The organism is bacterium, from assembly GCA_026416715.1.
GTDB lineage: Bacteria > UBP4 > UBA4092 > JAOAEQ01 > JAOAEQ01 > JAOAEQ01.
Window position 1 is genome coordinate 1 of the sequence record JAOAEQ010000012.1, and the last position, 13,388, is coordinate 13,388.

Here is a 13,388-nt window from a genome sequence, read left to right on the forward strand (position 1 = left end):
CTCGGATTCGCATAATACTGTATCTGTTGCCATAAGTCATTGTCGCTCACCGGTTGCCCCAGAACCAGAGAGCTACAATACATAATGGCGAAAACTACTGCACCTAATACACCAGCAATTCCTTGCTTCATAGTTCAAATCCTCCTTAACCACAGAGTATCATAGATTCATACCGATGGTAATACTTGTGCTTAATATTTGGTACTTAACAAATCTTTTTTTATTCATTTCCTCAATAAAAATAGATTTTATCTTATTCATCTTGCCTTGAATATAGCAAAATAAAAAAAATAATGTCAAGCGAAAAATGGTGAATTTATCATTTTTTTACTCATATCTGCTAACCCGAAATAATTCTTGACAAAATTAGTCAATTGTTGTATGATAGATAGGGTAAGGAGGGGATTATCGACTATGTTTAAACAGATAAAGGAAGATATCAATTCGATTTTTGAACGCGACCCGGCAGCGAAAAATATCCTGGAAGTACTCCTCTGCTATCCGGGCTTACATGCGGTTTGGCTGCACCGAATTGCCCATTGGCTCTATAAGAAGAATTGTATTATATGTTCTCGTTTAATTTCAGAATTCGCACGTTTTATTACGGGAATTGAAATTCACCCAGGAGCAAAAATCGGAAGACGGTTTTTTATTGACCATGGATCTGGAGTCGTTATTGGTGAAACCGCTGAAATTGGTGATGATGTTCTTCTATATCAAGGGGTAACACTAGGTGGTACCGGAAAAGAAAAAGGGAAACGGCATCCAACCTTACTGAATAATATCGTGGTCGGCTGTGGAGCAAGGATTCTCGGAAATATAACTATCGGGAATAATGTTAAAATCGGCGCAGGGTCAGTGGTATTAAAATCGGTACCGGATAATTGCACGGTAGTTGGTGTTCCCGGAAAAATCGTTGCTCGCGATGGAAAACGATTAACCCCGGAAGAAATGTTAGCGCATGGCGATTTACCTGACCCGGAATGGGAACATTTTGAAGAGTTGCAGAAAAAAATCGAATTGCTTGAAAAACGAGTTGCGGAATTAGAAAGTAAAAAATAGAATTTCGTACGAAGCAGTATCTAACCCTAAAGGGTTATTAACTAGGAGGGCAAAAAGTTTCGTATGCGAATGTCGACTCGTGGACGGTATGGGCTAACGGCAATGCTTGATATTTCAATATATGGTGAGGTAAGTTCGGTTACGGCGAAGGATATTTCAGAACGGCAAAATATTTCCGTAACCTATCTTGAGCAATTATTAAGTAAATTAAAACGCGCTGGGTTGGTTAAAGGAACCCGCGGTCCTGGTGGTGGATATCAGTTAAATAAACCGCCTGACCAAATTACAATTGGGGATATTATTCGAGTATTAGAGGGTCCAATTGCCCCGGTGTATTGCGTTTTACCTACTGTAGATGCAAAACAATGTGATAAACTCGCAAAATGCGCAATGCGACTTCTATGGAAAAAATTAGGAGATAAAATGTCGGAAGTGCTCGATTCGATAACCTTAAAAGATTTAAAAGAAGAATCGCTAGCATTAGAGGGAAAAAAGAAAATTAAACATAATTACGTTTTTAATATCTAAAGAAATTTAGTATTACGATACTTTAACGAATCCAGCAACTGGGGAAAAGGAGAGATGGTATGAACAGAATATATTTAGACCATAACGCAACCACGCCGATGCATCCGCGTGTACTCGGCAAAATGCTACCTTATTTTATTGATTATTATGGAAACGCTAGTAGTGTTCATAGTTTTGGACGAGAAGCGCATGCCGCTATGGATACTGCGCGGGAATCGGTTCGGAAAATTCTCGGTGCAAATAAACCGGAAGAAATAATTTTCACTAGCGGCGGAACGGAAGCTGATAATCTTGCGATTAAAGGGGTAGCGTATGCGTATCAAAATAAAGGGAATCATATTATTACCAGTGCCATTGAACATCATGCTGTTCTGAATGCGTGCAAGTTTCTAGAAAAGCAAGGATTTACGGTTACTTATCTCCCCGTTGACCAATATGGACTAGTTAATCCGGATGATTTACAAAAAGCGATCACAGCGAAAACTATTCTGATAACCATCATGCATGCGAATAATGAAACAGGAACGATCCAGCCGATTGAAGCGTTTGGAAAAATTGCGAAAGAACATAATGTTTTATTTCATACCGATGCGGTACAAACGCTCGGTAAGCTTTCGATTAATGTGAATGAAATGAATATCGATTTATTATCCTTATCCGCACATAAACTGTATGGTCCGAAAGGAGTCGGTGCATTATATGTTCGTAAAGGAGTAAAACTACAACCGCTAATTCATGGCGGACATCATGAAAGAAATCTCCGTGCAGGAACAGAAAATGTTGCTGGGATAGTCGGACTTGGTGTAGCCTGCGATATCGCAATGGAAGAAATGGAACGCGATTTACTGCGGTTATCCTGTTTAGCGACTCGATTATATCAAGCAATTAAATCCCGGATACCGGATATTCGACTGAATGGGCATCCAACCCGACGTCTTCCCGGAACAATCAATATCGGATTCAAGTATGTTGAAGGGGAAGCAATTGTACTCGGATTAGATTTAGAAGGGATAGCGGTTTCTACCGGCTCAGCTTGTACCTCCGGATCATTAGAACCATCGCACGTATTAACCGCTATGGGCATCTCACATGCGGATGCGCAAGGGTCGATTCGGTTTAGTCTCGGTCGTGGGAATACCGAAGCGGAAATGGATTATGTAGTTGAAGTATTAGAACGAGTGGTTACCCGTATGCGACAAATGTCACCACTTGCGCAAGGAACATATACCGAAAAGGATTCTCGTGAAGGTGATAAATGCTACGCATCCCCGGGACCGAAACAACCGGAACCCTCTTAATCCAATACCAAACAAATATTAACGTAAGAACTGAAGAACTGAAGAATTGATGTCACCTACAAGGTGTATTTCTTTTGTTTCTCTGTTCTTTAGTTATTTTGACATTAGACATTTTTTATTTAACAATTTAACGAGATTTGTATTGGAGGTATATTATGTATAGTGAAAAAGTTATGGAACATTTCCGCAATCCGAGGAATGTTGGTGAAATACCGAATGCCGACGGAATCGGCACCGTCGGTAACCCGACGTGTGGTGATATTATGAAATTGTATATTAAAGTTGAGAACGGAATTGTTACCGATGCAAAATTCCAGACGTTCGGATGTGGAGCCGCAATAGCGACTAGTTCGATGGTTACCGAAATGGTTAAAGGGAAAACTATCGAAGAAGCGTTAAAAATCTCGAATCGTGCGGTAGCTGAAGCGCTGGATGGTCTTCCACCAGTAAAAATGCATTGTTCTGTTCTCGCGGAAGATGCATTAAAATCCGCTATTGAAGATTACTATAAGAAAAAAGGCGAACCGTTACCGCAAGGATTTGCTCGGCCGAAAGACCCGCATCAACATTAATAAAATAATAAATAATGACTTCGAGCTTTGGTTATTTGACATTGGAGATTAATTGGGATTTGAAATTAGAGATTTGACTTTAACCATCCAGCGTATATAATTATTTTCTCGGAGAATAACATGGATAAATCAGGTTTGATGTTGACAGTTAGTTTTGCTATCTTTGGTTTCATGGCTTCTCATGTTGAGGGAAAATCATCAATAATAAAGGTTGCGATTTATGCAGATGAAGGTACCCTAGCGAAATGTGTTAAGAAAAGTCTGGATATTGTTCGGCGAGAAAACGATATGGTGATTGCTCCCATTAAACAAACAGATATTGTCAATGGAAACCTAGCGGAATATGATGTTCTTTTACTTCCTGGTGGAAGTGGGTCTGGCCAAGCGGAATCATTAAAACCAGAAGGACGGCAAGCGATAATCAAGTTTATCGCTAACGGGAAAGGAATCGTGGCAATATGCGCTGGCGGCTATCTAGTTGCCAAAGGATGGAATGAGAATACCCGGGATATCGAACTGATAAACGCTGAGCTCTATGATTTAGATAATTGGGATCGCGGAGTTCAGACTATAACCTGCCATTCAGCATCTGATGGTCGGAAAGAACATTTTGAATTCCAGATACATTTTGAAAATGGACCGATATTCGTTCCGGCAAATGACCCCTACCTACCGAATTATGTTTCGCTGGCTACATTCCAAACCGATATGCATAAAGCAGGTGCACCAGCGAATATGATGTTTGGAAAAGATGCGATTATCGCATCATACTTCGGAAAAGGCAAATTGGTTGCATTCAGTCCGCATCCGGAGCTGACTCCTGGATTGGAACCAATGCTGGTTCGTGCTATCCGCTGGGTAGCAAAACCAGTAAAAAATCAAAATGAACCGATAACATTCCAATCGGTTTTCGGAAACGACATATTTAAACAATAATTTTGTTGTAATGGAACTGGTTATTTTGCTATAATAGATATAGGCGATGGGGTTCGCCATTAAATATCCCCGAAATTAAATTGGGATTGATAACCCCTACTGAAAAACTTCGGTAGGGGTTTTTTTGTTTATATCGCTTCTACCGAAGATTATCGGATAGAAGCGTTTTTATTTTCACCACGGTACGGTGGTTTCGATGGTAACATTTCTTGATAGTTATTCCAAAATTAAAACTCAAATTTTACTGTATTTAAACACGCTGAAAGAACTTGCACAACCTTATAGTTATACCGGAATTGTAACTGAGTTGGATTCAATTCAACAAAAACTAAATACAAACCGATTTTATCTAGCAGTACTCGGTCAATTTAAACGAGGAAAAACGACGTTAATTAATGCGCTATTAGGTGAGGAATTGCTTCCCACTGCGATTATCCCGCTAACTTCAATTATAACAATAATTCAATATGGTGAATCATTGAAAGTTGAGGTTTTATTTAATGATAATAGTAGAACCACAATCCCGTTATCAGAGTTACCGTTATATGTTACCGAACATGGAAATCCAAAAAACCAAAAAAATGTCAAACATGTTGAAGTGAATTATCCGTCTGATTTTCTTAAAGATGGTGTATTACTTATTGATACGCCCGGAGTCGGGTCGGTATATAAAAACAATACGGATACTACGTATAGTTTCTTGCCCAAAATAGATGCCGCGATATTTTTACTTTCAGTTGACCCGCCAATCAGCCAAAGTGAATTAACTTTTTTAAATGATGTTTACCAAGATGTAAATGCGGTATTTATTTTATTGAATAAAATTGACTATGTACGTAAAAAAGAACAAGAAGAAGCGTTACAGTTTACGCAACGCGTTATTCGAGAACAATTAGCAAAAGAAACTATTGCTATTTATCCAATATCTGCGAAGTTAGCTCTAGACGGAAAACTACATCAGGATGATATTCAGTATCGAGCGAGTCGGTTACCTGAATTTCAGCGGGTTATCAGTCAATTCTTAATGCAAGAAAAAGGGCGAATTATTCTGCAGTCTGCGGTTCAAAAGAGTGTAACGCTGATAACTCAAATGCATCTCGCTATTGAACTGGAAAAGAAAGCGATTACCACTCCGGTCGCAGAATTAGAAACTAAGATTCATGAATTGCATCGGTTACTTGAGACCGTTCAGCAAGAAAAAGAAGATATGGGCTATCTTCTTCGAGGGGAAATCGGGAAATTAACCAAGATTGTAGAAACCGATTTAGCTGCGTTTCAAGATAAAGAAATACCGGAATTAGAACAAGCAATAACCGCTGCGTTTAATCAAAAAATAACAACTTTTTCCGGTAAAAAGCTGGTTAGTGAAATGGAATCTTTTTTACATACTTTTCTTGTTACGCGCTTTGATGTTTGGCGGGCAGCGGAAGAGCGTAAAATCAGTCAAATATATCGACAGATTTCATCTCGATTTACGAATCGCGCTAATGAGATTATTTCACGAATTATGCAGCTTTGCACAGATTTATTTGAACTTAAGCTCACCGAATTACCTCAAGTTGAACCGTTATCTTCACAGGCTGGATTTTATTATCTATTAGAAGATATTCCGGTCTTTTTAGATTTAGATTTAACTACTTTTAGCACCGTTTTACCGAAACGATTTGCGCAGCGAATGGTGCTAAATGAAATGAAGAAAAAAATCCCGGAATTAGTTGACCGGAACTGTGGTCGAGTTCGATGGGATTTCGTTCAACGGGTGGATAAAAGTTATCGGGAATTTCTCTATAGTTTGGATAGCAAAATCAATGATATCATTCAACATATTCATTTAGCATTAAATCGTGGCTCGCAAATGAAATCTGAAACAGAAGAAACCTTGCAAAGTATCCTCGGTAACCTTGACAGGTCTTTAGCTCGACTCCAAGAAATCAGACAACAATTGTTACCTCTACAGAATGAAATAAAGGATTTAGGAAAATCGAATGAAACGAGAGATGTTACATTATGGTAGTTTATTGTTTTGAATGCTGGACGGAAAACCAATATCATGAATCAAATTGCAGGAATTGTGGCGCACGGTTATTCTCTATTTCTGAAGAGAGTTTTGTTGATAAACTGATATCAGCGTTACATCATCCGGAACCGACCACACCACTTCGAGCTGCATTCATCCTCGGACAACGGCAAGAAAAACAAGCGGTGAAACCCTTATTAGAATTAGCAAAAACATGTACCGACCCGTATATTTTATCTGCGGTAGTAAATGCGTTAGGGCAAATTGGTGATACTTCAGCAATCGAAACGTTAGAACAGCTACTTGCTACTAGCTTTCTAAACGTTCGTTTGGAAATAATACAAGCTTTGCGGAGTATCGGGGGACATCGGTCACGAGAAATTTTGCAGCAGTGTCAAACCAGCAATAATGAGAAAATTAGAGTTAAGGCACACCTAGCATTACTGCAGATACCGTAAAGTCAATAACTTATAAATGTATGGCTCGTCAACATAAACATACAAATATCGAACATCATTTTACTTATTTCAAACTACTTGATGCGCTAAAAACCGAATTCTGTCCAATATGTTTTATTCTGAATAAAAGTAGCTGGGATTATTTCGACGCATTTCTCTATGAAGGAGTCAATGATCCTCAGCTTCGGGAACGAATTCGAAAAGCGAAAGGATATTGTCAATCGCATGCGTGGCAATTAAGTCAATGTGGGGATGCTTTAGGCGCTACCATTATTTATCACGACCTGATTCAGCAACTCGCTAAAGAAATAAATTTACTAGCGCAAAGAAAAGCATGGAAGAAAAATAATTTTCCGGCAAATGTTATAAAGGGATATCGCAAAATCAAAGGCAATGGTATGAATAGCAATGAATGTCCGGTGTGTAAACATCTTGTAGATGTCGAGCAATCTTATCTAAATTTATTAATTAAACATCTTACTGAACCAGAATTCACTGCCGCTTATCGCAATTCGAACGGATTATGTTATCCGCATTTTACACTCGCACTTACTCTGGAACCAGATAAACATGCGTTCGATATTTTAGGAGAAAAAGAAATTTCTATTCTCACCACTTTACAAACGGAATTAGCCGAGTTTATCCGCAAACACGATTATCGGTATACGAAAGAACAATTTACAGAAGGTGAACGAACCGCCTGGCTACGGACTATTAACCATTTTGTCGGAATGAGCTGGAAAGAGTTTCAAGTTCACCCTAGAATGAAAGAAAAAGCAGAACAACTCCAGTTAACGATAGAACAACTATCACGAATTATTGAACGCCAGAAAAAAGAACTCGCGCGATTAAAATCAATAGAAAGTAAAACAGATTCGCTACCTGGTCAGATAACACAACAGGATAAAAACCATTCAGATGAAAGATAGGCAGAAGAATTCAATTGATTTAACTTTTCGAAAGCGATGGAGTTTGAAGCGTTTTATTTTTTTTAAGGTCAGCAGGGTAGATGGGTATGCAATTGTCCTTATTGCCATATTATTCTCGAATCAAAAATTGTTAAAGAGAAACGATACCAAACACTAATGCTTCAATGTCCAACCTGTAAAAATATGTTTTCCCCTAACGGAGATTACCGGAAAGTTGAATACGCTTTCATAATACGAACTTAGGTTACCTAATATGATTGAGCAAGCGATTGAATTAAAAAATATGATACGCCGTAACTATGGTCGCAAATCAGGTTTATTAGATAAACTGGCTGAATGTATCGCTTACTTTTTACCCTCTGAACCCTCGGTAAATGGACTTCCGGTAGCCCATTCAGCAAAATGGTATTTCAAAAATGGCGTAATGGTATTTGAGTCCGGCGCTTTTGATAGCGCTATTACCTATTGGAAACATACGGTTACGTTAGACCCGAAGTGTAGTAATGCTTATTTTAATCTTGGAATAACGTACCTTTTAAAAGAAGATATTGATAAAGCAAAAAATTATTTTCATGAAGTTTTAAAATTAGACCCGCATGATAGCGAAACGAAGACGTTATATAATCATTTTTGGTACATAATCCCTTGAATGGAAGGAAGTATAGGTAATATGTCGTTAAATGAAAATCAAAAGCGGTCGGTTCGGGTCACTTTATTATTATTAGAAAAATCATTGGATGAAATTGATCGGTTACTCCGCGAAAAAGGTCATGTAGGTATCCTCTATCGCATCCATCAAACGATTCCTGAAGAACAAAGCAAAATTATTGGGAAAGCTGTTCGCCAGATTCGGGAAGAAATTAAAATGGTTAAAGATACTTTCCACTTGGAAGTAGCGCAGGAAGATATCAGAAATAAACTGCGAGGTATACTAGGTATCGATTGGGAAAACCTTGAAGATATAAAATCTGATAAATTGCGTGGTTATGGGAAAGTTGAGCCGATTCTCCGTAATACGCTGGATCCACATATTGATAGAATTATCCGGTTAATCATGAATGATATTTATCCGATTATTCATTAAGAAGCATTAAAAATTTAGGTGGTTTAGTAAATAATTTTAAAATCAAGAAAAGGAGAATTTCCCTAATTTATGCATGCTGACTATATTCCACTAGTTATAGGAGCGATAATTTTCTTATCTAGTTTAATTTCGTTACGAATCGGTTTATCGGTAGCAATAATCGAGATTATATTAGGGTCAATTGCCGGAGCGTTTGGACTCAAACCAGAAGAATGGATGCTTTATTTAGCTGGGTTCGGTGGGATTCTATTGACCTACCTGGCAGGAACGGAAATTGATATTCGGTTAATGAAAGAAAATTTTAAAGCAAGTTTCCTAATTGGTTTCTTTTCATTTTTATTACCGTTCCTTGGAGCATTCCTTTATACCTATTTGGTAGCTAAATGGAGTTTAACCGCATCGTTAATCGCAGGAACTGCGTTATCTACAACTTCATTAGCGGTGGTGTATTCTGTTCTGGTAGAAACTGGATTATCGAAAACCGAAATCGGCAAATTGATTATGGCAGCTACTTTCGTTACCGATATGGGTACAGCGCTTTTTTTAAGCGTTCTGTTTGTTAAGCCAACCTTATATACGCTCATTTTTCTTTCCGTATCAGTAAATGTAATCTATATCGCAGAAAAATTTTCGCATTGGGTATTCGATAATCCGAAATTGAAAAATAAGGTTATTGAACCGGAAATAAAATATATCTTTGTTCTCCTACTTTGCTTTATGTATTTCGCTAATTTGGGTGAAGGGCATGCGGTACTTCCTGCGTTCGTTCTAGGAATGTTAATGTCGAAACATTTCACTGAAACTTCGGAAACGAAAGTGGTGAGAAACCGACTCCGAACTGTTGCCTATGCGATTATCACACCGATCTTTTTCATTGTCGGCGGATTACGTGTTTCTTATCCGCTCATTTTAACTTCGCTAGGATTATTTATGATACTCTTTATCCTGAAAATTGGAACGAAATTTTTAGGTGTCTATTTTCTAGCAAAAAAATATATTCCTAATGGAAGTATGTATACCACCTTATTAATGAGCACAGGGTTGACTTTCGGGACGATTGCGAGCGTGTTCGGGCTTAATGCCGGATTAATTAATCAAGTGCAATATTCCGTTTTGGTTGGAGTGGTTATCGCTAGTGCGGTTATCCCGACTTTTGTTGCGCAAAAGTGGTTTATGCCGATTGATGAAGAAGATTTGGTTGAGTTAGAGAACGGAACGGAATAAACGAAACCATTACGTCCTTTTTCAATATACCGCTTATCGGTTTGTTACAGGTTCTAGACAGGAACCGGAGAAAAAGCATGCCTATACCTTATTGCCTTGACGCAATTCCACTTTCCCTCAATTTTAAATGGAAAATATAATTGAAAAAAGTTTTGACAGAATTAGCATAATAAGATAAAATATTTTCTCTTTTTCCTTTATTATTTTACTACTGAGGAGCACGTAGTTGAGCAGTGGTGAAACATAGAGTTGCCTATCATTTTATTCTTATATTATTTTCATTTTTATTTATTCCTCTAAGCTCTGCGGATGAAATAGATTTAGCCAAATCAGCGAAACTGATAAGCTGTGGATATTATATTGCTTCCCAGACACCGGAACGGATTACTGACGGTAATGTAGCTACGTATTGGAGCTGTGGAATTCTGCATAGCCACTGGGGTGAACATTGGCTTATTTTCGATTTTAACGGTCTCGTCGAACTAACGCGATATACTATCCGACATGCTGCTGCCGCTAATCTTTCCGGAATGCTAAATACACAAGAGTTCAACATTGAAATAGCGCAAAATCTGGATGGACCATGGGAAATAATTCATACTGTCCATAATCTTTCCCCAGAAAATATCAACGAATGTATTTTCCCTCTACCAGTTCGAACTCGGTTCGTTCGTCTTCATATTCTTAAACCAAATTATTTTGGTCGAGAAGATAATTTTACACGGATTGCTGAAATCGAGTTCTGGGGTAAAAAACTTGCAGGAACGAACTTCAATCTCATCTCATCGGTACAAGCGGCTACTCCAAGCAGCAGCAATGTATCGGCGGCTCCAGCTGAAATAAAACCGATAGTACAACAAAACAAAACCAGCGCTAAACCATATACACAACCGAAAGCTCAAGTAGCTTCAACTGCTAGAAATCCTAATATTTCTGGTACTGCGGGAAATAATTGGATCGCCTATTTAACCTATGGTGCTCTTGGTATAGCTGGATTGGTTGGCATCATTATTCTCAGCGCTCTATTCCGGTGGATTATGGCAAAATACACTACCAAAAAACAGGCACAACAAAAACAAGCCGCTGAACAAGCTCGATTATTAAAGAAACAAGAAGAAGAACGAAAAAAATTAGAAAAACAAAAAGCGGTCGAGGCAGAATTTCAAGCATATTTTAATGCCGGATTAAAGGCAATGGAAGAAGGACGATATGAAGATGCAGCGCAGGCATTCTATCAAGCACAAGGGTTAAAACCGGACTCGACCGAAGCAAAATCGAAGTTGGTCTATTGCAAAAATTTAGCGAAAATGCAGTCTGGGAAAAATGAGTATGCTGCATAATCCATACATTATAAGGAGATGTTAAGAAAAATTAGTAGGTATAAAAAAGCCCATTTTGAATTTTCAAAATGGGCTTTTTCATTTTGTTACAATTTCTTAATACCAACTTTACTTTAAATCAATTCTATCATAATTAATTTTTTCTTCTGCAGTTAATGGCGTGCTCTCTTTAACTATATAAGGGGTGACAAACAACATTAACTCCGACCGTGAAACTGTCGTGCTTTTCGATTTGAATGCATTCCCAAGGAAGGGGATATCACCTAAAACCGGGATTTTGTTCTCTTTCGTCAGCTCATTATTTTTACGTAACCCGCCGATAACTACCGTTTCTCCATCCTTAACCAGCAAGGTAGCATCTGCTTTCCGTTCATCCACGATAGCGATAACTGTATTCGGTGCACCGCCAGCTGATGGATACGAAATTTCGCCTTGTTTTGATTTCTGAACTGGAACAATATGCATCAGGATATTCCCATCATCGGTAATCTGCGGAGTAACCGTTAAGGTTACACCTTCTTTTGTTTTCTCATCGAAATTAACGTTTCCAACATAAGTATTGGTTTGTGCATCGTATGACCATTGAACATACGGATTCTGCCGGGTAATATTAATTTCAGCAGTAGTATTATTTAACGCAAGGATACGTGGGTTGGCTAATACTTCAGCGGATTTATTTTCAACCGCTGCTTTCAGTGTCGCGTTAATATCCCACGTTGGCGTTGAAATTGACCCGATAACAATTCCGCCCGCTAACGCTCCGGCTTGTCCCAAGGTTTGTCCACCAATTGAATAAGTTCCATCATCAATAATACTTGATTTTGTTGCATCCCAACTAATCCCAAGGTCTTTGATTTTATCTAAATCGAGATTGATTAACCGCGCTTCAATCATCACCTGCTTAATCGGTTTATCCAATTTTTTAATTAACGCTTTTGCTTTAGCAACATCTTGCGGGCTTCCACTAATTACAATAACCCCGGTTCCAGTGATAATTTTTGCATTATTATCGAGCCATTCAACAATATTAACTCGCGGATATACCGATTTTATTACTGCAATTACATCACTGGTCTTTTTATAATTTAAGGTAACCTGTTCCACGATTTCTTCTACCGCAGGCGGCGGTGCTACAACCGGTTTATCAATTTTAACGATTCGAAGTACATTAGGACTTGGTTTTTCGAATGTAAATCCATGTACCGCTAGGATAGTATCCAGCGCTTCTTTCACAGTAACATTCTCGAGGTGAATGGATACTTTCCCAGCTACTTCAGGTCCGGCAACGATATTTAATCCGGATTTATCTGCTAAGATACGAATCACACTAGGTAATTCCGCGCCGCTAAAATCGAGCGAAACAATTGCATCTAATCCGGTTGGTGCTGGTTTTACTTCAACCGCCGGTGGTAGAACCGCTGGTTTCGGTTCAACTGCAGGTGGCGCTGCAACTTTTTCCGCTCCTGGTACCGATGGTACCGACTTTGCTTTCTTTCCGCTCGCAGCGGGCGGTTCTACTCCCGTATTATCGATACAAATGACTAGCGTTTTCTCTTCTTGTTTAATATCAAATGGAACCCATTTGCTTAACATTATCACCGCACGAACAACTTTCGGCTCCGATTGATATTGCGCAACGACGACTTTGGTTGCTGCACTTTCTTCAATTGGCATCGAATATTTTGCCGCGCCAGTTAATACAGCATCTGTAATATCAAGATACACCAGATGATTATATTTGTTACTGGTATATGTAATGGATTCTCCAATGAATGGGATTGAAATATACGTTTTCCCTGATTCATGTTTTACTGCAGGTTTAGCAATTTTAATCTCAGCATATACCTGCGATAATATCATTATCACCATTAAACTAACGATACCTACGTATTTCAGATTTTTTCTTATCATAGATAATCCCCCTTGTTTGAATTCCTTCT

13 protein-coding genes and 1 riboswitch are annotated in these 13,388 nt (G+C 38.5%); of the genes, 12 read left to right on the forward strand and 1 reads right to left on the reverse strand.

Going from position 1 to position 13,388, the window contains the following annotated elements; translation table 11 throughout:
• Window positions 1-414: 414 nt before the first annotated feature.
• From cysE to N3A72_06420, 12 genes are all read left to right on the forward strand, one after another.
• On the forward strand, window positions 415-1,062 hold the full coding sequence (gene cysE, locus N3A72_06365; GenBank protein MCX7919220.1) for a serine O-acetyltransferase: 648 nt from the start codon (window positions 415-417) through the stop codon (window positions 1,060-1,062).
• Window positions 1,063-1,125: 63 nt separating this feature from the next.
• Entirely contained in the window at window positions 1,126-1,590 is a 465-nt protein-coding gene (locus N3A72_06370; GenBank protein MCX7919221.1) for an Rrf2 family transcriptional regulator, read from the forward strand.
• Window positions 1,591-1,649: 59 nt separating this feature from the next.
• On the forward strand, window positions 1,650-2,888 hold the full coding sequence (gene nifS, locus N3A72_06375) for a cysteine desulfurase NifS (GenBank protein ID MCX7919222.1): 1,239 nt from the start codon (window positions 1,650-1,652) through the stop codon (window positions 2,886-2,888).
• 155 nt (window positions 2,889-3,043) lie between these two features.
• Window positions 3,044-3,460, forward strand: a complete 417-nt coding sequence (nifU, locus tag N3A72_06380; protein ID MCX7919223.1) for a Fe-S cluster assembly scaffold protein NifU — start codon at window positions 3,044-3,046, stop codon at window positions 3,458-3,460.
• Between the two features lie 120 nt (window positions 3,461-3,580).
• Window positions 3,581-4,396, forward strand: coding sequence for a BPL-N domain-containing protein (locus N3A72_06385; GenBank protein ID MCX7919224.1), 816 nt, complete (start codon window positions 3,581-3,583; stop codon window positions 4,394-4,396).
• A gap of 33 nt (window positions 4,397-4,429) precedes the next feature.
• A riboswitch (Fluoride riboswitch) is annotated at window positions 4,430-4,502 on the forward strand.
• Window positions 4,503-4,592: 90 nt separating this feature from the next.
• Window positions 4,593-6,410 carry a dynamin family protein gene (locus tag N3A72_06390; protein MCX7919225.1) on the forward strand — a complete coding sequence of 606 codons (1,818 nt, stop codon included), beginning with the start codon at window positions 4,593-4,595 and terminating at the stop codon, window positions 6,408-6,410.
• Window positions 6,404-6,871: a HEAT repeat domain-containing protein gene (locus tag N3A72_06395; GenBank protein MCX7919226.1), complete on the forward strand. Its 468-nt coding sequence runs from the start codon at window positions 6,404-6,406 to the stop codon at window positions 6,869-6,871. The genes N3A72_06390 and N3A72_06395 overlap by 7 nt, the downstream gene beginning before the upstream one ends.
• A gap of 20 nt (window positions 6,872-6,891) precedes the next feature.
• Window positions 6,892-7,800, forward strand: a complete 909-nt coding sequence (locus N3A72_06400; protein MCX7919227.1) for a DUF6062 family protein — start codon at window positions 6,892-6,894, stop codon at window positions 7,798-7,800.
• 253 nt (window positions 7,801-8,053) lie between these two features.
• Entirely contained in the window at window positions 8,054-8,449 is a 396-nt protein-coding gene (locus N3A72_06405) for a tetratricopeptide repeat protein (protein MCX7919228.1), read from the forward strand.
• Window positions 8,450-8,470: 21 nt separating this feature from the next.
• The gene (locus N3A72_06410) at window positions 8,471-8,884 is read left to right on the forward strand and encodes a hypothetical protein (GenBank protein ID MCX7919229.1); all 414 of its coding nucleotides are present in this window, start codon (window positions 8,471-8,473) and stop codon (window positions 8,882-8,884) included.
• 69 nt (window positions 8,885-8,953) lie between these two features.
• Window positions 8,954-10,108, forward strand: coding sequence for a cation:proton antiporter (locus N3A72_06415; protein MCX7919230.1), 1,155 nt, complete (start codon window positions 8,954-8,956; stop codon window positions 10,106-10,108).
• A gap of 233 nt (window positions 10,109-10,341) precedes the next feature.
• Complete coding sequence (locus N3A72_06420) at window positions 10,342-11,448, forward strand: discoidin domain-containing protein (protein ID MCX7919231.1); 1,107 nt, start codon at window positions 10,342-10,344, stop codon at window positions 11,446-11,448.
• A gap of 108 nt (window positions 11,449-11,556) precedes the next feature.
• Here N3A72_06420 and N3A72_06425 read toward each other — a convergent pair whose 3' ends face one another.
• A complete protein-coding gene (locus tag N3A72_06425) occupies window positions 11,557-13,359 on the reverse strand; it encodes a secretin and TonB N-terminal domain-containing protein (GenBank protein ID MCX7919232.1) in 1,803 nt (600 codons plus the stop codon).
• Window positions 13,360-13,388: the final 29 nt, after the last annotated feature.

What these genes read in the sequence shown, in the direction of transcription:
- N3A72_06400 (MCX7919227.1), top strand. Translation starts at nt 6,892, where the DNA reads ATGGCTCGTCAACATAAACATACAAATATCGAACATCATTTTACTTAT.
- nifS (MCX7919222.1), top strand. Translation starts at nt 1,650, where the DNA reads ATGAACAGAATATATTTAGACCATAACGCAACCACGCCGATGCATCCG.
- N3A72_06425 (MCX7919232.1), bottom strand. Translation starts at nt 13,359, where the DNA reads ATGATAAGAAAAAATCTGAAATACGTAGGTATCGTTAGTTTAATGGTG.
- N3A72_06410 (MCX7919229.1), top strand. Translation starts at nt 8,471, where the DNA reads ATGTCGTTAAATGAAAATCAAAAGCGGTCGGTTCGGGTCACTTTATTA.
- N3A72_06370 (MCX7919221.1), top strand. Translation starts at nt 1,126, where the DNA reads ATGCGAATGTCGACTCGTGGACGGTATGGGCTAACGGCAATGCTTGAT.
- N3A72_06390 (MCX7919225.1), top strand. Translation starts at nt 4,593, where the DNA reads ATGGTAACATTTCTTGATAGTTATTCCAAAATTAAAACTCAAATTTTA.
- N3A72_06415 (MCX7919230.1), top strand. Translation starts at nt 8,954, where the DNA reads ATGCATGCTGACTATATTCCACTAGTTATAGGAGCGATAATTTTCTTA.
- N3A72_06395 (MCX7919226.1), top strand. Translation starts at nt 6,404, where the DNA reads ATGGTAGTTTATTGTTTTGAATGCTGGACGGAAAACCAATATCATGAA.
- N3A72_06385 (MCX7919224.1), top strand. Translation starts at nt 3,581, where the DNA reads ATGGATAAATCAGGTTTGATGTTGACAGTTAGTTTTGCTATCTTTGGT.
- N3A72_06405 (MCX7919228.1), top strand. Translation starts at nt 8,054, where the DNA reads ATGATTGAGCAAGCGATTGAATTAAAAAATATGATACGCCGTAACTAT.
- cysE (MCX7919220.1), top strand. Translation starts at nt 415, where the DNA reads ATGTTTAAACAGATAAAGGAAGATATCAATTCGATTTTTGAACGCGAC.
- nifU (MCX7919223.1), top strand. Translation starts at nt 3,044, where the DNA reads ATGTATAGTGAAAAAGTTATGGAACATTTCCGCAATCCGAGGAATGTT.